Source organism: Mycoplasma seminis, assembly GCF_030718845.1.
Taxonomy (GTDB): domain Bacteria; phylum Bacillota_I; class Bacilli_A; order Mycoplasmatales; family Metamycoplasmataceae; genus Mycoplasmopsis; species Mycoplasmopsis seminis.
The window spans coordinates 110,648-134,538 of record NZ_CP132191.1 but is presented as its reverse complement, the minus strand read 5'-3'; the positions used below and the strand labels follow the sequence as shown (position 1 = coordinate 134,538).

Here is a 23,891-nt window from a genome sequence, read left to right as displayed (position 1 = left end):
GCTAGCATACTGACAAAAAACAGTATGCTTTTTTCTTTAAAAAATACAGTATATTTTTTAAGCCCTATATTTAAATTAATTTATAATTTAAATACTTATTTAAGGAGATAAATATGACTAAAAAAGTTAGAACTCGTTATGCACCTAGCCCAACAGGTTACTTACACATCGGAGGAGCTAGAACCGCATTATTTTGTTACTTATTTGCTAAACATTTCAATGGAGATTTTATCTTTAGATTAGAAGATACTGATGTTAAAAGAAATGTTGAAGGTGGAGAAGAATCTCAACTTCACAATTTAGCTTGACTTGGAATTGTTCCAGATGAAAGCCCACTTAACCCAAATCCTAAATATGGAAAATACCGTCAAAGCGAAAAACTCGATCGTTATAATGAAGTACTACAAGAACTTTTAGATAAAGGTCTTGCTTATAAAGCTTATGATACAACTGAAGAATTAGAAGCACAAAAAGCTGAATCAGATGCTAAAGGAATTCCAAGCTTTAGATATGACAGAGATTGGTTAAAAATTTCTGATGCAGAAAAAGCTAAAAGAGATGCTAATGGTGAATTTTCATACCGTTTAGTAATGCCCAAAAATGTTGAACTTGCTTGAAATGATATTGTTAGAGATAAAATCTCATTTAATTCAGATGAAATTGCTGACTGAGTAATTTTTAAATCTGATGGATATCCTACTTATAACTTTGCTGTAGTAGTAGATGATCATGATATGGAAATTTCTCACATCCTTCGTGGAGAAGAACATATTGGAAACACCCCTAAACAACTTGCTTTATATCAAGCACTTGGTTGAGAAGCTCCACAATTTGGTCACATGACTATTATTACTAATATGGAAGGTAAAAAACTTTCTAAACGTGATTTATCAACTAAACAATTTATCGAAGATTACCGTAATGAAGGATACATTCCAGAAGCGATTTTTAATTTCCTTGCTTTATTAGGATGAACTGCTGCTGATGCAAGTGAAGTAATGTCTCAAGCTGAAATTATTGAAAAATTTGATCCAACCAGACTTTCAAAATCACCTTCTAAATTTGATATTGCAAAAATGGATTGATTCTCAAAACAATATATGAAAAATGAGTCTAATGATAAATTAATTAACTTAATGAATTTAGACAAAAACGCCTTTGGTACAGACTGATTAGATATTTTTGTTGAAACATTTAAATCTAGTGCTATTACTACAAGTGAACTTAAATCACACCTTGATTTATACATGACACCTACTTTTGAAAAAATCCAATTCTCAGAAGCTGATTTAAAAACTGTTCAAACATTTACTAGCTTATTAAAAGCAGATTTAGCTAACGATATTTTTACAATTGAATCTATACAACAAGCTATTAATAATACACAAGCAGCACTAGGAGTTAAGGGTAAAAATCTTTTCATGCCGATAAGACTTGCAGCTACATGTGTAGCTCATGGACCTGAACTAGCTAAAGCTATTTGATTATTTGGAAGCAATGTTATCTTAGAAAGATTAAATCAATATGAAAATTAATTTTAAGTCAACTATTCAACCTGTAGTTTTTGAAAATGGTGAAGAAATAATTAATACTGAAGCAATACAAGTTATTGAATTTGATGCACCATTAACTAAAAATATTAATACTGAAGAAAAATCAATTGAATTAATTTTTAAAGAACCTAAATATAATGAAACTAATCGTGTAGATATTTATGAAAACGAATTTTGAGTTTATACTAATAGCACTACAGTACAAGTAATTAAAAACGACTATGGTAAAGCTACAGTAACATTTTTAAACCCAGAAAATAAACAACTTATGGAATTTGAAATTAGAACATTTGGACAAGAATTCATCCAAGAAGAAAACAAATATACTTTTAAATATTATATTTGTGCTCCAGATAGTAATAATCCTGCTTCATATTTTGATTTACAACTTACAATTAGTGAATAACAAAAATCTAGAGAGCTATTCTCTAGATTTTTTCTTAGACTCAATTTAGAACAAAATGTAACACTGCTCAAATACCAGTTCCAAGCAATCCAGCTCATATTAAACCAGCAATTACACTGATTCATATAATAATTTTCTTTTTATTTAAATTAGAAACAGTAATTAATTTAACTTTTTTCTTTAGTTTTTCTAAGTTACCGTCTTTTTTAGCAGGAGTAATTTGGTATTTTTTATTCTTACCATATAGTCTTACTGAAGCATCAGAAAGAACCTTGTTTAATTCTGCTATTTTCTCAGCAGTATATAACGAAACTAGCTTGTGGTAGCCTTTAATCATTCCATAAGCAATTCCATCAAGTTGTTTTCTTAGTTTATTAATTTCATCTTTTTTATTTACGACATTATATTTTTTATAGAACTTTTGAACAAATTCATTTTGAATAATTATGCAAGACATAAATTTATCAATTGAAATTTCATCTTTAATTGTTTCAATATAATCTTTAAAGCCTACAGCATAGTGTTTAAATAAATCTGAGATATTTTTAATACTATCAATATTTTTACTAATTAAAGGACATAATATATTACTAATTTTGAATCAGTTGTTTTGGTACTTAATAATATCTTGAATAAAATCTCAATTATTATGATCAAAATTTTTAATTCAGTATTCAATATATTGAGTCTTTAATTCACCATTTAATAAAATAATAGTATCATCTTGAGCTTGTTTTCTAGAAGCAAGATCTCCATTATTCCCAAATTCCTCTAGATAATTAAATAATTTGATCGGACTTAATTCAGTTGATTTAAAGAATTCAATTTCAATATCATCTACATTAAAGTATTTAGAATCATTAATAATATCTTTTACTTGACTATATTGGAATTTTTCATATAAATCTTTAGTTCGATTATTAAATACATCTACAGCTTGTGGATAGGTGTTTTCATAATCATTTAGGTATTTTCGTTTTAATTCTTCATCGAATTCTTGATATGTTTTCAAAGCGTTGATATGAAACTTATAATTCTCATTTCCGGGTAGCATATTATTTTGCAATATATGAATTGTTGCAATAAATAATCATTCTCTAGCTTTTAAAATATGATAAGTTGAATTGTATTTCTTACAATTATTATAATAATCTTCGAATGCTCAGTAGTCATAATATCTAATTGGTGCTTGCATTTTTTCTTCACATATAGCTTCAAAAGATTTTAACTTTAATAATTTAATGTATTTAATAACATCTGGCGTACTATAATACTCATCCATAAAATTTGCATTCCTAATAAGAGTCATATAGTCTTTTTTAATAAATCATTCATTAAATTCATGTATACTTCTCAATTGTTTTCTAAGACAAAATGAATATCATAATAAGTTATTACTTTTGTGTTTAATATTGCTTTCTACTTTTTGCATTTTTTCTTGTATTCTATCATAACAAGCATTCATTGCCTCTTGACATTGATTTTTATAGAAACTAGCTGTGTTTGAAAAATTGCTTGCAACTGTATATACATCATATTGATTAGGTATACTTAAATTGTTAAATGTTCTTTCAATGTCTTCTGCTTTACTATCAAATGAAGATATTTTATTTTCAATTTTTGAAATATTACTTTTAAGAGATTTAAAATCAGATTTAGAAGCCATAACTATTTATTCCCTTTCTTAATATGTTTATAAACATAGAAATTTTTACTTGGTTTTTTAAGTGCTTTAGAAATTAATTTTACTGATTGTTCAAATGTGAAAATTTCTTTATCATAGGTGTTTACAAATTCATTAAAGTATTTTGATTCTTTTAATATATTAATTCATTGTTTCTGTGAAATATTATTTATTTTTAATAGTTCATTAAGCTGTTGCAATCAATATTTATCTAAGCGAACATAATCTTTGTAAGAATCATCAAAGCTTTTATTTATATTGATTTTATTCATACCGCTAAAAAGCACTAGTAATAAGAATTCAATATTTTTATCAGAACCTTTATTTTTAGAAATAATGTATCATAATGCACTATTAAAGGAATTAATATTTTTGGTAGCAAGACCATTAGATAATTTAATAAATAAAGCATTTTCAATAATTGCATTTTTATCCAAATTATTCCCAGTTACAGAAATAGCACTATTAATCTCTTCTAAAGTAAAACCATATTTTGAATTACGTTTTAAAAATAATTCTTTTATATCATCATTATCTAATGGTGTATTTTTAGAAATAATTATTTTCTTTTGTTCTTTATTTTGATTTACATAAGGAACAATATTTGGGTTATTTTCATCACCAGTTTTATAACCGAAAATGACTTTTTTACCATCAAGTATTTTTCTATTCGATAAAAACGAATTAATAAATTTTTCTGAGTATTCAAAAGCGATAATACAGTCTTCTTTTAGATGTTCGAATGATTTTCGAGTAAATGTATCAATTGCTCTTGAAATAATTATTAATTCTAAATTTGGGCAATTTTTGAATGCATTTGGGCTTATTTTTGAAACATTACTTAATCTTAATTTAGTTATATCTGGATAAATAAAATCAGAATCTTCTAATGTTGTTACAAAATTTTCGGTTTCAAATAATCCATTTCCTTTATCAATTAATTCTTCTTTCTTCTTATATTCATGATAATAAGTTCGACCACTTATAAAATCTTCTTCCAATAAATCCGTTTCTGCATCTACATCATCATCTCAATCTTCATTAATTTCTCCATCGCCTGAATCTTCGCTTATTTCTTCAACCGGATTTTCATCTATTTCTTTTTGACCCTCTTCAGAAGCTTCTGATAATTCAATATTTATTTCATCTTCATCATCGTTGTCATCGTCATCAACTATTATTTGTATTTCTTCTTGTTCTTTTTTAGGTGGTATAACAGTTGTTTCATATAAATTTACATCTTCAATATCTTCTCTAACTTCACCATCGACCAATCATGCTCACCTATCATTTTCTCTATCTTTAATTAAGATTCTTTCAGGTTCTTTTAATTTTGGATCTTCTGGAAACTTAGTTTCATACATAGGAAATTGTTTCTCTAACTCCATATCTTCTAAGCAAATTTCCTGAAAACTCATTGAATAATTAACTTCTAATGTAGGTAATTCTCTTTTTATTAATTTATCAATCTCATTTGATAAATTTGAAAATTGATTTGACATTTCTATATTTTTGTTGTTGAAATTTCTAATATCAGCTCATGTTCTATAATTGCTGTTCTTCATTTCATTCTTAATAGAATCGATATTTTGTTTAGTTTTATTTGAATATGATTCAAGCTTACTATTATATTGAGAGAAATTAGTATATTTATGTTTTTTGCAAATAGATTCAACATCAAAACAACTACTTTCTATGTCTGAAATTAAATTTTCAATTTCCTTTATTTCATATTCTGTTAATTCAGCCATAATTATAATTCTCCTTTAATTATGAAAAGTGCTTCAGCTCTTTTATCAAATTCTTTTCTATACTGTTTTTTAGTTTTGCTAATTTCATTAAAAGAATTAGCTTGGAATAAATCTAATTTTTGATTAAAATCAGCTTCGTAAGAAGCAATTTCTTTCTTTATATCATCAGCAAGATTTTCCATTGATCTGTCAAATTTAGATTCTAAATCCTTGACTTCTGACTTTAATGTTGAATTAATTTTTTGATATTTATTTTCTAATTCCTTAATAATTCTTTCATTCTTAGAAATAATATTTTCTGACTCTTTAGTAAGAGTTTTCACTTTAGACTTTAAATTTTGATATTGTGAATCAAACATCTTTTCCTCCTTAAAATTTATTATTAAATGAAGAAAGTAGACAAATAACTTTGTCTACTTATCCATATAATACTCGTCCACCTTTCAGTATGGTACTTTTGGTTTTTGATTTTTTTGTAATTTGTATTTTATGTATGAATGACATTTATCACAGTGATGTTCTCTGCAGTTAGGTGCATAGTGACTATTTGATCTTGAACTTGAGTCTTTTTTACCGCCCATAATTAATAATATTGCAACTACTAAACCAATAACAACTAAAATAGGCAACAATATAATTCATAACACTTCACGATTAGAGCTTCTAAAAATGTAAGCTACTATTAGAGAGAAATATGAGACTCAAAATGATATAGAAACTTCAAAACTAAAACTACTTCAAAATAAGAACAATGCATCAACTAATGTGATTTTACCATTATTTATTGCTTTACTATTCATATCTCAGCTAAGTATTGGAGCATATAAAATAAAAGATATCGAAATTAATGCTGATGCCGTAGAAATAAATATAACTCATTTTTTATCAATGTTACCAAATTTAAAATATAATGATGCAAAAATAATTGTTGAAATTATACCTATTAAAACCATAAATAAGCAAATTAAAGTTCCATAATTATCAATATTATGATATTCACCAGTATTATTTATGATATTAACATTATATCCTAGTGCTACAAATCATGACACAAGTGATATACCTGCAAATATTAGAGAAATAATATTAGCAACAAATTGATATTTACTAAATTGCTGTTTCTTTCCAATTTTAAAAATTTTTTCAAACATTGTTTACCAATTAAACCTTTCATTTAATTCTTCGATAATATTTTCTTTTCTATTTTTATAGAATTCTTCAAAATCTTTTAAATCTCATTTATCTCATTCTTTTTTATTTCCATCCTCATCTATAAAATAAGCATAATCAATTTTGTTATTTGGATTATTAGCAAGTCATTCGGCCGGCATCAAATCATTTTTTTCTTTGTTATCTGAATCGCTTAATAGTTGAAGATTTGGGATTGTATCTTTTAGTCTTTTTCAAGAATCACAGTATTCTTTATTATACTTATCAATTTCTTCCTTACTAAGACCTTCTTTTTGTAATTGTTCAGTAAATTTTGTCTTATTAAAAACTCTTGTAGGAAAAATATGATCTTGGTTTTCTACTAGTGTTCCAGTATCTTTAACGTTTTTGTATGCTTCTAAATTAGAAAGAATAATAATACTGATATTGTTGCTTTTTCTTGTGTTATTTAAAATGTTTTCTATATTCTCTGCAGTTAGTTTAAATTTATCACCTGCATGGAACGAAATTGTATCTGTATTAAATCTTTTAGCTTCAAATTTAGTAGATGAATTTTTATTGCTAAATCAATTATCGATTTCACTTCTCATTTGTGCTAGAACAGTGTAACCACCATTACTAAATGCTCTTTTAAGAAAAGCTACAAATAAAAACTTTTGAACTTCATTTTTAAATTCATCATTGTTATATCAATCATGACCATGTTTTTCATCCTTGAAAATATAATACATTATAGGCAATAATGCATAATCTGACGGTATCTTAATATTACGATAAAAGTTATTTAGTAACTTGCTCATAACCTTCAAACTGATTGATATTCGATCTCAATGTTTTTGGATGTTTTCGATTGTTTCTTTAGTCTCTTTTTTATTTTCTATTATTTTATCAGCTCTAATAACACCATTTCCAGACGCGACTAAATATACAGCTGTACGAATTATGAATCCACGATCATATTTATTTTTCGTTCCAGCTTTATTGTTAAATTTTTGAACAGCACCATCAATTATTTCTTTTCCACCTTTTCATTCTGAAACTAATTTGGAATATATTAATTCTCATGAATCTAATGGTGTTCCACCGTTATTTAATCTAACAAAAATATCAACTACATTATCAAACTTTTTATCTTCAGGAATGATCATTTTATTAATAATACCTTTTGTTGTGTATAACTTTTGAAGTCTTTCTAATCTGTTTTTACCAGTATTATCAATGTTGTGATCTTCAACATATTTTTCTATTCAATCCTTTGAAGAAATCTCGCTATCTAGTGATTCAACTCTGAAGTACTCTTCTGGTTTTATGTTTTTACCTGATTTAAACATGAATAATGGATTATTTGATTCATTTTCGTCTTTTAAAGACATATATAAATAACTTCTGTTCTCATTTTCATCACCTTCTTTAGAATTTTTAGATTCTTTAACTCAAAATCCTTTAAAAGCAATATATAAAGATGTTAATCTTTGTTGACCATCAAAAATTATTTCTCTCTTTTTATTTAAATCTTCATTAAGAATAATATGTTTTGAATTTATTTGTTCAGGTTTAGATTCATAAAAATTAGGATTAATTTCGTATAAATCACATGCATTAGCATTTTCTACAGTTAATTTGCCTTTATATGTGTTAATATCTATGTTTCAACTTAACACAGGTGGACAAGGAAATTCATTATATAATGAATCTATAAAAATTGCAATGTCATTTTTGCTTCAAACAAATCTTCTTTGAATATGTGGAATTAATGTTTCTTTGTGGTTAATAGATGAAATCCAATCTTGAATTGATTTTGTTTCATTTACTTGCATAATTTTTTGGCTCTTATTTTTCAAGCCCCTCCTATAAAAAACTTTACAAAAAAAAAAAAAAAAAAGCAAGTAAATGGAACAAAATTTCCACATTTGGAGCAAAAGTAAAATAAGTAAACAAAAAGCACATCAATAGATGTGCGAATTAAGTTGTTTTTATAAAGATTCTAGATAAATTTGAAGTCCTTTTTTAACACCGTCAATAAAGTCTTGAATTTCTATTCTGTATAACGGAATTCTTTCTAATTCAAATCATTCTTCATTAAATGTTTGTTTACCATCTTTGATGCTTAGATTAAAATTAGCTGAATTGAAACGTAAGAATAGTACATAATAATTTATATATCTAATATCATGTCTTCCACTACCTAGCATATATAATAGAATAAAAGTATTATAAATTCTAAATAATCCTTTAGTATAACTATTTAAATTAGGACCATAAAACATATGTTCCTTATCAACTTCTTCATCTAAATATTCTCAATAAGCATAGAATTCTTCTCTTTGCTCTTTTTTCATTCGATAAAATTTGTCAATAATGGTAGCAAGCTTGTCATTTATTCCTCAGATGATGTTTTCTAAATTACCATCTCTGAGGTATTTTTCAAAATCTTTAAAATATTTATCATCAATTTCACTTGTATCAATAGTAGACTTATTTGAAATAAGTTCTTGCTTACTTTTTAACATAGGTGCAAACATAACTGTTCTAAATAGTGATTTTGCAAGCTTTTGAAATACTTCTTTTTTAGGTGATTTCATCCGAGAAAAAGTCAATAGTTTTTCAATTACTTCATCTGCTAATGGAATAAATACATTGTATGTTCCTACAAGATATTGGTCATCACTTTTTTTATTAGTAATATTTTTTGAAATAACTTTATACATTTTTTTCTCCTAGCACAATTTCAATTCCTTCAGCAAAATATTTTCTATATTTAGAATTAATACCATTATTTTCTCATCTAACTCCGCTTTTTTGGTTTAACTTATTAATAGTAACATTCTTGTTGTAATTGAAGATAAAATCCATGATGTTATCTAAGTTTTCAACATCTGAATCATTGTGGCGTGCCCCTCCGATATAGATTAAATACATAATGAATTTTATTAAAGTTGAATGGAAATCAGACACAGTAGAAAGGTAAAAACTGTATTTATTTCTTATCAAATTACTTGTTCAAACCACAAATCGATTATTGAATAAGATGAAACTTAAACCTTCTAATTCCTCTGTTCTAGCAACAATACTTTTTCAGAAATTATCTCTGAATTTACGATACTCCATCATACCTTTGACACCAAAATATAGTTCTACATATTTATTTATATCCCTAACATGATCTAATTCTTCTATTTCATGAGGCAATATAAAAACATTACCTAATCCCATTTTGTAAAATTCGCTAATACTAAACTTTTCAAAGCATTCTTTTTTAACACTATCTTTTAGATATCCATAAGGATTAAAGTTTACATATATTTCATGGAAGAATTCATAAGCATGCGATTCTGTAGTAGTGATATGATCATGAGAGTCCATCATTTCCTTTTCAAACTTATCAACTTCTGCTTGCCGTTGTCTTATCCCTTCTTCATTAGAATCTGCAAGTTTTGCAAATGTAGTTAAAATTCCCATTACAATTTCTTTATTAACTTCTTGATACATTTCTTCTGGTAAAGGGAAATTAGAAATTTTATTTAAAATATCTTCAAATATCGGACATTGCTTTTTAACTGAATTAAGTGTTCCGATTTTAAGCTCTTTACTTTTTCCACCTTCACCATTAACTTGAATGATAACTTGTTCATTGTTTTTAGCTTGTGGGTTTTTTCATATAAATGTTTTTTTCATAATGTAATAATTATAAATTAATTCTGACAAAATTCATAAAAGCACTTAAAAATAGATATAAAAATACACACTTTTAATGTGTATTATTCTTTTTCAACTGAGTTTAAATAAATTTTAAGCCCTTGTGAGATATATTTTTTCATTTTTTCAACAGAGAACTTATGGTATTGAACTCTACTAAATTGGAATCAATTTTCTTTTTTTATCTCTCCATCTTGTTTAGTTATATTTACTGAAGCATTATTAAATACTTCATACATCACAAAAGGAGATAGATCTAAACATAATTGTTCATTTTTACCTAGTAGGTATAGATAAATAAATGTGTTAAAGATTTCATATAACTCTCTAGTATCACTTGTTAAGCTAGCTGGATGAGAACAATCATCTCCTTCGATTTGAGCTTGGTATTCCACTATATTATTTCTAAAAGCAGAGTAGGCTTCATCACTTTGTATATCATCAATAATTAAATTAACTAATTGGACATTTAAATCTCTAATAGATGTAAACAGTCCTGAATCATCAACAAATTTATTATATTGTTCAAAGTAAATTGGATCAATATTTGAAATATCTACTAATGCTTTATGTTCTAATAATTCATCTCTAGTTTTTAAAACAGGAATATACATAATTGAGCGTAGGAATACTTGAGTTAATTTTTGAAAAGCTTCTTTTTGCGGTTGCTTTAACTTAGGAAAAATGAAAATTTCTTTGATTACTTGATTAGTAAATTCAATAAATTCATTATATGTTCCAATAACAGTGTTTTGATAGTTTGCTTTATTCTGTATCGTCTTGTACATATACACCTTCTTTATCTATCATTTCAAGTCCTTTGTCAAAATATTCTTTATATTTCTTTAATATTCCTTTGTCTTTTCAAGGCACTATTATTATAGGGCTAGAAGTAGTTTTAAATCTTTGCACATTAGCATTATAACTAAAGATAAAATCAATTATTTTACTATAATCCGCAGATTGTTTATCGTCTGATAAAACTGCACCATATCAAATAACAAACATCATTATCTGCATGATTTTTGCATGATAAGCACCAGCAGTTTTAAAATAGAAATAATATTTATTTAAATATACGTTTTCTAAAAACTCTTCAATTAAATATTCTTGTCTAGATCATAATTCAACAATATCATCAGGGACTTTTTTTTGTAAACTGTCATAAAGATCTAAAACAGAATTATAAGTATTGATATTGGAATCTTTTATATAGTCTTCAGCATATTTTTCAATAGCCTCTGGTGTAGGTAATTCAATTGAATGTTGCACATAAAATAAATTACCTAAGGCATTTTGATAAAATTCTGAGACACATAAAAATTCATAACATTGTTTCTTAGCTTTAGGTTTAATATTTGAAAATAAATCTAGCTTGTTAAATAGCGCTACAAATAATTGGTCTACTAGTGAAGTAGTCATGATTTCATAATCATGTGTGTACAAAGCCTCTTGGTATGCTTCTTCTTCCATTTCATCAAGACCAGCTAATTCTTTATAAAGTCCCATATTAATTGAAGCTAGTAGCCCATTTAACCATTCTTTATCAATATACGGAATCATTTTATCGTCGATTTGTCATCTTCCTTCAGTGATGATAAATTCAAAATTAGGATACAATAGTCTTAAGTCAGCTAAAGTTCCCATGTTAATTTCTTTACATTGAACAAATCCACAAATCATAAAGATAACATCTTCATCGTCTTTAGCTTGTGGGTTTATTCAAATAATTTTCTTCTTTGGAATTCTTACTTCATTCATATTAATATTATAAAATAATAAAAACAAAAATGTGCTGTCAAAGCACATTTTCTCTTAATTATTTATTTTCAGCTTGATAACGTTTAACTTCCGCAACACAATCATCAATAACTTTTTCAACTAAATCCATTGAATCTATCATAGCTCCTGAGGCTCTTTCGTGACCTCCACCACCTCATTTAAGGGCTACATTTCTAACAATAGGTCCATTAGATCTGAATTCAACTCTAACACGTCCGTCTTCCTCTTCAGTAAATTGAACTCAGAATGGGAATCCATCAATATTAGCAATTGCATTAACTCTAACAGATTGTTGTGGAGTTTTTCCAAACGCTGCAGTTGATTTTAAATCATTTTGAATATAAGCTACACCATCACGTGTTTTAAGTGTAGACATTAATCATGAATTGTATTTTAAATCATCAAGTGTAACTTTAGCTAAATTTTGGTGGATAAAATCTGCTCTAAGTCCAGCTTGGTAAAGTTTTGAAGCTAAATATAAAGTTCTAGCTGATGTTTTATCAAAAAGGAATCTTCCTGAGTCAGTGTTAATTCCTAAATATAAGAAATCAGCTGCTTTAGCTGTAATTTTTCATTCATTAGTTACTGCGATATTTGTAATCATTTCATCAGCAGCAATATAAGAAGAATCTACTCATCTAATGCAATCTTCACCTAAATCATCATCATTAGGGTGGTGATCAATTCTAATTACTTGTTTAAATAAGTTTTTATCAAGTACTTCTCTGCATTCGATTCTTTCTTTAAAGTTAGCATCTACCACTACCCCAAGAGAGTTAGCAAGTATTTCATCTGAAGGAATTTCATCCATTTTAATATCTAAGAATTCAAATGAACCTTTTGCATCTCCGATTGCATAAACTTTTTTATTAGGAAAGTTAGTTTGAATTAATTCTTTAAGTCCAAATTGTGAACCTAAACAATCTCCATCAGGTCTAATGTGGTGGAAAATAACGATTGAATCATATTTATATAATTCTTTTGTAACAAGTTCTAAACTACCAATAACCATTATTTAGCCTCTCATTCAACAATAGCTTGATTTAATGCTTTTAATACCGCAGGAACTTGATCTCAAGAATCAAGTGTAATACCAGCAGCATTATCATGTCCTCCACCATTAAATTGGTTAGCAACTTTGTTTACAAGTGGTCCATTACTTCTTAATCTTCCACGTACTTTACCATCTTCGAGTTGGATAAATAAAGCTCAACATGAATTATCTTCAATATTTCCAAGTTCATTTACATATTGTGCTGCTTCAAAAGAATCCATATCATATTCTTTTAATGTATCAGCATCAATTTCATAATAAAGAACTCTTCCTTCTTTTTTGAATTCTGAAAGAATTTTTCCAACGAATTTAATTGATTTAAATGTACGTTGTGAAAGTTCTCTTAAAATGTTAGCTGGATGAAATCCTGTATCCATTAAGAAAGCAACTAAACGGTGTGTTCTCGCACTTGTATCAGGGAAAAGGAATCTTCCTGAGTCAGTGTTAATTCCAAGGTAAATATGAGATGCAGCTTTTTGAGTTACACTTCAGTTTGCATCATATGCAAGTTGTGCAACCATTTCAGCAGCAGCTACATAGTGTTCATCAATCCAGTTGTAATCGTAATTAATGTCAGCACCATTTGGGTGGTGATCAATTCTAAGTTTGGCTGTTGTTTTGTTTTCATATAAAAGTTGAGCACATTCGATTCTATCTCCACTAGAAGCATCTACTACAATACCTAGTGAGTTAGTAAAATCAATATCTTCAATGTTATCAAAGTGATATCCCATGAAATCAAATAAGTGTAAGTTATTTCCTGGTGTAAAGACTTTTTTATCTGGATAATTTGTTCTAATTAATTCAGCTAAACCAGCTTGAGAACCTAAACAGTCTCCATCAGGTCTAATGTGGTGAAAAATAACGATATTATCGTATTTTTCAATAGCTTCAATTGCTACTTTTGAGTTTCCTATAATCATATTAATTATTTCCTTTCTTTTGATTATCTTGATTATTATTTTGCTTTAAATACTCTTTAATTTTATCATTTATTTCATTTATAAATTCTGCTCCAGGTATGACTTTTTGAGTTTTATCTTCTGTTTCAATTCTTTCAAAAATATCTCAATTTTGCATTTCCTTTAGTTCTTCAGGTGATATTTCAGGATTTGTTTCTAATTGCTTAATAAATTGTCTAAAATTTCTACCTGCTTTACTTAAACTAGTAGTTAAATTAATATATTGAGTTGAAGTAAGTACTGAGGCAAATTGGAGTTTTTGGTAAAAACTAAATAAAATTTCTGCATAAACATCATAAAAGACTCATTTACTTGCTTGCAGTAATTTATCACTAAGTTGTAGAGCTAGAAGCGTTTTATCTATTCTTTGTAATCCACGAATTTGTTCTCAAATATATTGATCTTTATTTTCAATGCTCTGTAATGTATTTAATAAAGAAGTTTTTCCATTTTTAAGTAAATTATATAATTCAGAACAATTATTTGAATCCTTATCTAAATCACTTCCAAAGATTGCTATAGTTTGATTAAATTTAGTTCAAGATTCTTTTAAACTAGTGATAGTTTTATTAATATCTTCTGTATTAGAAACTAATTTAGATTTAATTAAATAATCATATATTGTTATATAGCCTCGAATTCATTGTTGTGATTCTTCATAGATATTTAGAATTCTATCATAATTAGTTTTAACAGAATTTTGTTCAGTTTTTTTAGTTATATCTCCTATAGTATTTGTCAGAGTGGATACAAGCGAATTTATATTCTTTGTTTCATTAGAAGAATCATTTGCATTAATATTAATAGTAAAATATATTAATATAATATCTAATTTTCTAGCATCATAAATTTGTGGTTCATTATTCAACTTTTCAACAAACTTTTTAGCTATTTCTTCTTTAGCTTTTAATGAAGCTACTAATTGAAAATAGTGATTAGCTGAATAATGCCCACCATCTTCGTCTGCAAAGTTATCAACATAAGCGAAATATTTTGATGCATTCTCCATAGCGGTTACTAAATATTTATATTGATAACTTCCATTTTGATAATCTGCCTTATATTGATCAAGCAATAAATTTCAATCTTTAATTGCTTGTTTATACTGTTGCTGTGGTGTACAAGCCATTGAAACCATAGGTAAAGCAGAACATACAATTATAGGTGAAATAAATAATAATTTTTTAAGTTTTTTAAACATATTTAAATTTTACTACATTCATATTTTAAAGTAGAAAAATATCCAGATTTCTCTGGATATAATTTAGACTAACAAATAACAATTTTAAGATTTAAAAATTATTTTGCCGGAGTTGTTTGACTTCCTGAATCAGCTGGTTGTGCAGCTGATGTAGGTTTGTATTGTCATGTAGATAATAATTGAATAGCTTTTTCATAATCAATTGAATATCCACCATCCATTAAATGACGAACTCATGTTCCGTAGCTTGCATTTCCTGCTACAAATACATAGCTTTCTGATTGAGTTTCTTGTTCTCATTTATTTGTTGTAGGATTAAAGTATACACCTTTTACTGAAGTATCTGTATTCACAAATAACTTACCATAATTTGTATCAGAAGATTTTAATGCATCAATAACACCTTGAGCAGTCATGAATTTTCCATCAACTTTACGTTTTGAAAAGTTATCGTTAAAGTCAGAAATATCATCACCAATTCTCATTACAGTTTTAAATTGTACAGAATTTTGACCAATAGGTAACTTGTTATTGTTTACATAATGCATTCTTTCTTCTTTAGAAACACTTATGTTTCTGTTATCAAAGTTATATTGTTGACCTGCTTCAGCTTTTGTTTCACCTTTCATTCATCAAATTCAATCAGGCATATATTTAGCATCTAGACCTAATTTTACAAGATTGTCTTTTGTTCCTTTTAGTTCTGATACTTGTTTTCTATTTGAGTTGAACATAACAACTCCGCCTTGGCTTCAAACGTATTTAATAAATTCAATTGCACCAGCAACTTCCTTAGCGGTAGCTGTGTTTACATATTTAGTTCAGTCTGAAGAACTGAATTCAGTTTGATTTGTTACAACTGATCAGTTTTGATATAAAAAGTTATTTAGAACAGTGTCATCAAGATCCATAAATACAACAGGAACAAATTCATCTCCAGTTGTTGCTTGAACAGCAACTTCAGCTCCAGAAGTATCTACTTTATTTGTAACAGCATTAGTTTGAGATTTCATTGCATCAAATGAAATTTTTGCTAATCTATAAGTTTGAACTCCTGTTACATATTTTTCTGATGAGAATGAATTCCACAAATCAGATGTAATTTCTTGAGTCATTCCTCTTTTTGCTAATAAGTCAGTAGCTTGTTTTTGCGCAGCCTCTAAAGCTGTTTTTGTTGCAGCTAAATCTTCATTAGCTTTATCTAATTTCTTTTGTAAATCTACATTATCGTTTGTAGATTTGTCTGAACAAGATACAGCTGTTATAGGTAAAATAGTAGCACCAATAGTTGCACTTGCAATGATTAATTAAAAGATTGGCTTTCTACTTAATGTGTAATTTCATAAAATGTGAAAATTCTTTTTAAATTTTATCAAGTTTTTAAAAAATGGGTATGTTAAAATACACGACAGGGTCGTTTCGGCTTATTTTTTCGAGCCAATTTTTTAAATTTTTGTGTAATTTTTAAATAATTCAAATGGTGAAATTCTAACTGGATATTGACTATTTTCAAAGTAATAATTTCGTTTATCTTTATTAATTGAATCAATTAATTCAAATATGAAATTTTCACAAATAAACTGTGGTTCATAACCTTTTGGAATAATCTTTCTAATCTCTTTATGTGCGTTTTCTAAACTTCCTTTTTGTCATGAAGAATAAGGGTCACATACATAAAATTCTTTTATGGATTTTACTTTATGAAGTTCAGAATTTTCTAAACCATTGTCCATTGTTAAAGTTAGAATTTTCAAGCTATATTTGCATATCAGCTTTTCAAGCGCTGAATCTGACGGAGACTGCATCTCTTTTAGAATACATCGCAAATAACATTCTAGTTTTTCTTTCTAGCAATGTAACTAAGCAATATTTACTTGTCTTTTTGAACTGAACAGTATCTATTTCATAGTGTCCAAATTCTTCTCTTATATTTATTTTTTCTGAACGCTCGTGAACACTTTTTGCAAATTTTAATTTAGATTTAATTTTTGCTTTTTTAGGTTTCTTTAGTCTGCTTTTTGCAATTCCATACTTTCTTTTTAAAGTAAGTATTTTATATTCAAAATCAACATAATATCTGTCGATATATTCATAAAAGCCCTGTACGGTAGGAATAAAAACATTTTGTAGATTATTTTCTTTTACATAATCCTCAAACTTATCTAATATTTTTTGCAACGAAGTTTTTCTATAATAAACAAGTTGTTCGCTTGTTAGTCTTTTCTTTTCGGCTGTTGTTAAACTTCTATATTCTTTATGTTTGGAAATTCAATCTTGCGTAAATTCGTGTAATGGTTTTCATTTTTCTAATGATGTTATTCTTTTTCCATCCAAGGTATTTTCTCTTGTATAGATTTTTGATTTGGTTCATTCGTTTATTGAAAGGTACGAAAAAGCACCAACATGTCTTTTGCAAATTTTGCAGAATAATGATGTTTGGACTTTATACTCCTCAGATGCTTTTTCAATTTGTTCCCTAATGGTTTTAATATCACAAGACATTTGTCTTGAAATCTCTAAAAGACTTCATTCATCTTTTAATTTATTGAACAAATCTTTCATTTTTTCTATTGTAAATTCTCTAGGTGAATACTGTTTGATATTTTGAATTTTAGTATTTAACATCTTAAGTTTTGATTTATCTAAATACGGTCTTAAGACGTAATGACTATAACGAGTTGTAAATTCAGTTGAGTATTTTGAATTTCTAGATTTAGCTCTAAATTTCAAACAAATTAAATTATTTTGGTAATGTTTTGCGTTTGATAGCATATAATAATAGTGCCTCCTTTAGTATTTTTGAATTTACACACTTATTTTACATTAAGGAGACGAAAAAACATCGGAATCTTACTAATTAGTAGGAAACCGATGTTTTAATTTTGCAAAAATGTGGAAATGCTCTCATTTTTTCCACATTTTAAACTAGGACACTTTATTTAGACTGTAAAAGTTATGATAAAAGAGCAAATTGTTTTGAATAAATCATTAATGGAAAGATTATTCAATTGTATTCTCACTATAGAAAGAAATAAATTTCCTTATGAAAAATTCATAAATTTATTTGAAATAGCCACAAATATTCAACTACCAAAAAATCAATTAATGGAAATTATTGAATTTATAAAACATTATAATTTACATAATATGAATAAAGAAGTAGTTTACAAATTATCAAAAGATAAACGTGGAAGAAAAAGAAAAAATACAAAAGTTAATTGAAACAAGATTTCAAAAGACGATATGGTTACAATACTAGAAATTTGACAAAAATATGGAGAAATTGTCAAAGATATTCCTGAAGAAGATTTGAACAAAATCAAAAATATTAAATCAAGTAAAGCTGAAATAGCTAAATCTTTTAACATGTCTAGAAGCACTTTATTTAATTTATTAAGCCAAAAAACTTCTAAAAATTCAGATAAAGAAATTGAATATGAAAATGAAATTAAAGAAGTGTTTTACAAGCACAAAAGAAATTTTGGAAGAGCTAGAATTTCTGCTGTATTAGAAAAAGAATACGGTATTAAGATTTCTTCTAGAACAATAGGAAGAAGAATGAAACAAATAGGCCTTAAATGTAGAGTTAGACAAAAACAAAAAGAAAGAGAAATTAAAAATACTTCTGCACAATGTGACAACATAGTTAAAAGAGATTATAACGATAAAGAAAATAGAAATATTGTAGCAACAGATGTTACATACCTAAAAGTTCCTTACGATTTAAAATATGTATTAAATCACTTATTTTTATCAGTCGCAATAAATCATAAAACAAAAAGAGTGTTAAATTATAATGTCTCAACCAGAAATGATACTGAACTTGTTATTTCGCATATAAAAGAATTAGAATTTGATTCACCATGAATAATTCACTCAGATCACGGTTATCAATACACTTCAAAAGAGTATATTGAATTAATTAATTCTAAAAACGGGACTATATCGATGAGTAGAGTAGGCAATTCTCTAGACAATAGAGAAGCAGAATATTTCTTCTCGATTTTAAAATCTGAATGTTTAAATTTTGTTAATTACAACACAACTTCATATGATGAATTATTAGTAATTATCAAAGATTTTATTGAATATTATAATTCGGAAAGAATTCAATCTAATTTAGGATGATTAACTCCTAATCAATTTTATGCTTTAAATTCTTAATCAAAAAAATAGACAATTTATAAGGAGGGGAGTCCAAATAAGTTGTCCATGTATAATTTTTCCAAATTTGCTCTTATATTATTTTAAATTTTAATTTACATATTATTTTTTATTATTTTAATTTCTTTATAATTCATAACAATTAGTGTTATATAAAAATGTAATACATATATACTAATTATTGTTATTCACACAGTAAAACATATAGTTGAGCCTACTGTTTTTCTAAAGTCGATACCTGTAAATGTAGCAGTTAATATAATTGAAGCTAAATTTAGAAATAAAATTGATATTAATCATCACATTAATGATCTATAGTTTGGAGTAAATTTTAATTTATTAATATAAAAAATTGGGAACATAGAATTTATAATGCTATTCTTACTTTTAATTAATAAAGCAAAACAGAAAATATAATTAATGAGTAATATAACAATAATTAATATATAATCTCTTAAAAAATACAAATTATCTAAACCATGTGATTTTTTTGGGCATTCTGATATAAATTTTCCATGTGTAAAAAATGTTAAGAATATAGGTAAAATAATAACAATATTAATAAATATCAAAATAGTGATACAGTTGATAAATAACTTATTATTCTTTTCATTATTCCTCCTCTTTTGCATTTGGCTTCATATTTTCTCTAATATAATATTACTATTTTTTATATTTATATTCACAAAAATAGAGACTATAAATAATTTTGTGTAAATTTATTTTGCAATGAAAAAAAGTTATCTTAACTTTGTTGGATAAATTATATTATAAATTTCAAATTTTTGAAACCTGGGTGTGTTCTTAGCATACCCTTTTTATTGTAATTTTCAAATATAGTTACTAAGAATTTTTCTAAACTTGTTATTGAATTAAATTGTCTTTTGTTTTTCATTGATGACTTTATTTCTGAATTTAGACTCTCAATAATATTTGTAGTGTAAATCGTTCTTCTGATTGAAAGTCGAAAATCAAAAAATGAGAATAAATCATCTTCAATATTTATCAATGCTTGTGTTACTCTAGGATATTTAGATTCTCATTTTTCTAAAAAGAATTGATATTCCTTAATTGCTTCTTCCTTCTTGATTTGGGAATAAATCATTTTTAAGTCATTTGCTATTTCAAATTTATCTCTGTTGTGCACTTTTGCAAATACATTTCTTTGTATATGAACTCAACATCTTTGATATTTAGAATTAGGAAAGTTATTGTGAACAGTATCTTTTAATCCTTGAAGTCCATCTGTGACAAATATCCCTACCTCTTGAACTCCACGGTTTTTTAAGTCTTGTAAAATTTCGTCTCAAATAATTGTGTTTTCAGTTGGATTTATTGCAAATCCTAAAACTTCTTTATGCCCTTCTTCATCAATTCCTAAAGCAATGTATATAGCTTCTTTTGAATAAGTTTCTCTTTTAATAGGAAAATATGTTGCATCAAGAAAAACAGCAATGTATTTTGATTGCAGTTTTCTGCTCTTAAACTTTTCAATATTCACAATTAGATTATCAGTAATATTAGAAATTGATTGTTTTGATAATTGAGCTCCATAAACGTTTTTAACTATCTTACTGATGAATTCGTAATTAATTCCTTCTGCAAACATTTCAGTAACTAAATCCTTAATAATTGACTGTGTTCTTTGATATTTATCAAAAATTACATTTTGAAATTGATTCAGTCTATCTCTAGCTATTGAGAATTTCATTTTTCCATACTCTGTATTAATAGTTCTTTCATAATAACCATTTCTATAGTTAGAAACATTACTTCTTTCATATTTTTTATATTGTAAAAATTCAGTTAGAGAATCAGAAATTAATAATTCAATAATATTTTTTAACGAACTGCGAATATGTTCGTTTATTTTTTTCCATAATATCTTCAAAATTATTACCATCTTTAACAGAAAAATTTGGTAGTAGTCCAAAGTTTGTGTAATCACATCGGACTATAATTGAATAAATTATATATAATAATACTGAACTTAACTTAGAAAATTATTCTTTTCCTTGTTCAAGTTCGAGTTATTTTGAAGCTTGCAACAATAGCCAACATTTTGATGGAGTTAGGACTATGATGCGAGCTTTTTTCTTTGACATATTTTCTTAATGCTGAGTGGAAATTTTCGCAAATATTGTTTGTGTAAATATATCTCCTGATTCCTATTGGAAAATCATAAAATGTGAATATCTCGTCAAGTGAGTTTTCAATAATTGCAACAGCTTTTCTGTATTTATCTTTATATTTGTTTTTAAATTCCAAAAATCTTTTATAACCTTCATCTTTGTTTTTACCTTTAAATATTAGTTTTAGTAGTTGTGATACTTCATACCTTTTAGATTGTGGTATTGTAATAAGCGCATTAGTCATTTTATGAAATGCACATTTTTGAATTTTAGATGAAGGAAAAACTGAATTAATAACATTATTAATTCCACTAAAATCATCGCAAACAACAACTTGAGGATCATTAATTCCTCTCTTTTTAATTCTGATAAGAATTTTGTTCAATTTTCTGTACTTTCTACACCTGAGGTTTCTATTGATAAAACTTGTTTTTTACCTTCTTTATCTATAGCTATAGCGGTGTATAAGGCTATTTTTGAGCTCTGTTTGACAAAATCCCTTGGATTCTCAACATTTTCTAAAGAATTTAAATATTCACCAGTGAATGGGTTATATCATTTAAAAACTTTATGATATGAAGCATCAATAAATAATGCATAAATATCATTATTTATGTCAAAACTATAAGCGTTGTCGTATTTGTTTTTAATAGTTTTTGAAACTCTCGCAATTATAGAATGTCCTATTCTAAAACCTAATAATTTCTCAACTAAATCTATGGTTTGTTCATATGATAAAAATTGTTGCAATAAATGTGCGATTAGAAATTCAAATTCTTCCTCACATCTTTTATATTTAGCTAATATTTGTGAACAAAAATTTGAAGCATTTCTTAATCTTGGGACATTTATTTGTAGTTTACCATTCAATGTGTATAAGGTTCTTTTAGAATATCCATTTCTATAAATTTTTCCTTCAACTAATTCATATTTATTCATTTCAGTAATATAAGCATCTACTTCATCTTTTAAATTCTCTTCAATTAACTTAGCAACATCTAAGTAATTAACATTAAGTAGAAATGATAATTCTCTCATATCAGCTCCTAATTTGTAAAATTCATTTCTTAATAATTTGTTTCTTTCCTCTAAAATCATAACAAAAATCACTCCTTTTAATATTTGGAGTGATTACACAACATTTGGTCTACTACCAAAAATTTTCTAATAATAAATTGTTTAAAGTTGTATTTAATTGTTTAAAATTATTCATAGATAAGTTATCTCCTTTTCGGTTCAATTAAATTTTAAGATAACTTATCTCTTTTTGTCATTTTTATAATTTTTTTTAATTTACACAAACTTTTTTACAGTCTCCAAAAATATTAAAAAAGCCAGCCTATATACAGCTGACTTTAGATATAAAAATATATTTAACGTTTTGATTTGTCGTAAGGGACTCCTGCTGCTGCAGGCCCAACATTTGTTTTTGATGTGAAAACCATAATTAATAATGTTACAACATATGGTATAGCTTTGATTAAGTCACCATATTTTCCTGCATTCATTAAATTTACACCATAGTATGATAATGACATTAATGAAGAGAATAAAATTGATACAAAGATAGAAATTGAAATTCTTCATCTAGATGTTATCATAATAGCTAATGCAAGATATCCGTAACCATTAACTTCTTTTGTTGTTGATAATGAATCAGGATTAACAACTGCATAAAATGATCCAGCAAGTCCTGCGATTCCTCCAGCTAATAAAATTGCCTCTCATTTAATTTTATTAACATTGATACCGGCAACATCAGCTGCTTGAGGGTTTTCTCCGATAGCTCTGAATCTTAAACCTCATTTAGTTTTTCTTAATGCAAATCATGCAGCAAAAATAGTAACTACTGATACAACTGTTTTGAATGATAATATATTACCATAATTACTAAATGAAGGGTTTAAAGCTAATTCATTTCTTCTAAGTTGAACAAATGTTCCTGAGTTTTGCAGTTTAGTTAATATTAATATTAATATAGATGCTATTCCAGCAGCAAAAACATTAATTGCAAAACCTGAAATTGTTTGTTCTGCCTTAAGTTTAATTGTTGCAAATCCAAATAATAATGAAAACACCATTGTTGCTAATACAGATAAAATTGTTAGAGGTATTTGTCAGTATGCGGACTTATATACTTCTGGAGAATTTGGAAAAATTACATCTGTTATTAATACTGAAAATGCTAAATACATTACAGCACCAAAAATCATAAAACCATTAATTGCAATGTTGACAATTCCTGCTCTTTCTGAAAAAATACCAGAAATTGTTCCAAGCATTAATAAGAAAAAGAAGAACACAAAATAAGTAATAATAGGAGTTATATCAGCCAT

At 26.5% G+C, this 23,891-nt stretch carries 20 protein-coding genes and 1 pseudogene; 3 read left to right on the top strand and 18 right to left on the bottom strand.

All coding sequences use genetic code 4. The features are described 5' to 3' along the window. Window positions 1-113 precede the first annotated feature (113 nt). The gene (gltX, locus tag Q8852_RS00675) at window positions 114-1,535 is read left to right on the top strand and encodes a glutamate--tRNA ligase (RefSeq protein WP_305938091.1); all 1,422 of its coding nucleotides are present in this window, start codon (window positions 114-116) and stop codon (window positions 1,533-1,535) included. After that, on the top strand, window positions 1,525-1,959 hold the full coding sequence (locus tag Q8852_RS00670) for a hypothetical protein (protein ID WP_305938090.1): 435 nt from the start codon (window positions 1,525-1,527) through the stop codon (window positions 1,957-1,959). Before gltX ends, Q8852_RS00670 begins: the two co-directional genes overlap by 11 nt. A 34-nt stretch (window positions 1,960-1,993) precedes the next feature. On the opposite strand, the gene Q8852_RS00665 is transcribed toward Q8852_RS00670, so the two are convergent. From Q8852_RS00665 to Q8852_RS00595, 15 genes are all read right to left on the bottom strand, one after another. Then, on the bottom strand, window positions 1,994-3,625 hold the full coding sequence (locus tag Q8852_RS00665) for a hypothetical protein (protein ID WP_305938089.1): 1,632 nt from the start codon (window positions 3,623-3,625) through the stop codon (window positions 1,994-1,996). A 2-nt stretch (window positions 3,626-3,627) separates the two neighbouring features. After that, the gene (locus Q8852_RS00660) at window positions 3,628-5,394 is read right to left on the bottom strand and encodes a hypothetical protein (RefSeq protein ID WP_305938088.1); all 1,767 of its coding nucleotides are present in this window, start codon (window positions 5,392-5,394) and stop codon (window positions 3,628-3,630) included. Between the two features lie 2 nt (window positions 5,395-5,396). After that, window positions 5,397-5,753: a hypothetical protein gene (locus Q8852_RS00655; protein WP_305938087.1), complete on the bottom strand. Its 357-nt coding sequence runs from the start codon at window positions 5,751-5,753 to the stop codon at window positions 5,397-5,399. Window positions 5,754-5,807: 54 nt separating this feature from the next. Then, a complete protein-coding gene (locus Q8852_RS00650) occupies window positions 5,808-6,545 on the bottom strand; it encodes a hypothetical protein (protein ID WP_305938086.1) in 738 nt (245 codons plus the stop codon). A 3-nt stretch (window positions 6,546-6,548) separates the two neighbouring features. Then, on the bottom strand, window positions 6,549-8,405 hold the full coding sequence (locus tag Q8852_RS00645) for a DUF262 domain-containing protein (protein ID WP_305938085.1): 1,857 nt from the start codon (window positions 8,403-8,405) through the stop codon (window positions 6,549-6,551). Window positions 8,406-8,537: 132 nt separating this feature from the next. Beyond that, window positions 8,538-9,272 (bottom strand): hypothetical protein, encoded by a 735-nt coding sequence (locus Q8852_RS00640; protein WP_305938084.1) that lies wholly within the window; start codon window positions 9,270-9,272, stop codon window positions 8,538-8,540. Next, window positions 9,265-10,239 carry a hypothetical protein gene (locus Q8852_RS00635; RefSeq protein WP_305938083.1) on the bottom strand — a complete coding sequence of 325 codons (975 nt, stop codon included), beginning with the start codon at window positions 10,237-10,239 and terminating at the stop codon, window positions 9,265-9,267. The genes Q8852_RS00640 and Q8852_RS00635 overlap by 8 nt, the downstream gene beginning before the upstream one ends. A gap of 83 nt (window positions 10,240-10,322) precedes the next feature. Further along, window positions 10,323-11,048 (bottom strand): hypothetical protein, encoded by a 726-nt coding sequence (locus tag Q8852_RS00630; protein ID WP_305938082.1) that lies wholly within the window; start codon window positions 11,046-11,048, stop codon window positions 10,323-10,325. After that, on the bottom strand, window positions 11,026-12,021 hold the full coding sequence (locus Q8852_RS00625) for a hypothetical protein (protein WP_305938081.1): 996 nt from the start codon (window positions 12,019-12,021) through the stop codon (window positions 11,026-11,028). The genes Q8852_RS00630 and Q8852_RS00625 overlap by 23 nt, the downstream gene beginning before the upstream one ends. A 58-nt stretch (window positions 12,022-12,079) precedes the next feature. Continuing rightward, window positions 12,080-13,054 carry a bifunctional oligoribonuclease/PAP phosphatase NrnA gene (gene nrnA / locus Q8852_RS00620; RefSeq protein ID WP_305938080.1) on the bottom strand — a complete coding sequence of 325 codons (975 nt, stop codon included), beginning with the start codon at window positions 13,052-13,054 and terminating at the stop codon, window positions 12,080-12,082. Continuing rightward, window positions 13,054-14,019: a bifunctional oligoribonuclease/PAP phosphatase NrnA gene (nrnA, locus tag Q8852_RS00615; RefSeq protein ID WP_305938079.1), complete on the bottom strand. Its 966-nt coding sequence runs from the start codon at window positions 14,017-14,019 to the stop codon at window positions 13,054-13,056. The genes nrnA (Q8852_RS00620) and nrnA (Q8852_RS00615) overlap by 1 nt, the downstream gene beginning before the upstream one ends. A 1-nt stretch (window position 14,020) precedes the next feature. Next, on the bottom strand, window positions 14,021-15,259 hold the full coding sequence (locus tag Q8852_RS00610; protein WP_305938078.1) for a hypothetical protein: 1,239 nt from the start codon (window positions 15,257-15,259) through the stop codon (window positions 14,021-14,023). Between the two features lie 98 nt (window positions 15,260-15,357). Beyond that, a complete protein-coding gene (locus Q8852_RS00605) occupies window positions 15,358-16,374 on the bottom strand; it encodes an HAD family acid phosphatase (protein ID WP_305938077.1) in 1,017 nt (338 codons plus the stop codon). 330 nt (window positions 16,375-16,704) lie between these two features. Then, window positions 16,705-16,992 (bottom strand): hypothetical protein, encoded by a 288-nt coding sequence (locus Q8852_RS00600; RefSeq protein ID WP_305938076.1) that lies wholly within the window; start codon window positions 16,990-16,992, stop codon window positions 16,705-16,707. A 22-nt stretch (window positions 16,993-17,014) separates the two neighbouring features. Next, window positions 17,015-18,031, bottom strand: a complete 1,017-nt coding sequence (locus Q8852_RS00595; RefSeq protein WP_305938075.1) for a hypothetical protein — start codon at window positions 18,029-18,031, stop codon at window positions 17,015-17,017. A 183-nt stretch (window positions 18,032-18,214) separates the two neighbouring features. Between Q8852_RS00595 and Q8852_RS00590 the strand changes: the two genes are divergently transcribed. After that, window positions 18,215-19,423, top strand: a complete 1,209-nt coding sequence (locus tag Q8852_RS00590) for an IS3 family transposase (RefSeq protein WP_305938074.1) — start codon at window positions 18,215-18,217, stop codon at window positions 19,421-19,423. A 763-nt stretch (window positions 19,424-20,186) separates the two neighbouring features. On the opposite strand, the gene Q8852_RS00585 is transcribed toward Q8852_RS00590, so the two are convergent. The 3 genes and pseudogenes from Q8852_RS00585 to Q8852_RS00570 form a co-directional block, all read right to left on the bottom strand. Beyond that, window positions 20,187-21,314: an IS256 family transposase gene (locus tag Q8852_RS00585; RefSeq protein WP_305938073.1), complete on the bottom strand. Its 1,128-nt coding sequence runs from the start codon at window positions 21,312-21,314 to the stop codon at window positions 20,187-20,189. A gap of 104 nt (window positions 21,315-21,418) precedes the next feature. Then, a pseudogene (locus tag Q8852_RS04550) lies at window positions 21,419-22,653 on the bottom strand (IS256 family transposase). Between the two features lie 275 nt (window positions 22,654-22,928). Then, window positions 22,929-23,891: an ABC transporter permease gene (locus tag Q8852_RS00570; protein WP_305938072.1), complete on the bottom strand. Its 963-nt coding sequence runs from the start codon at window positions 23,889-23,891 to the stop codon at window positions 22,929-22,931.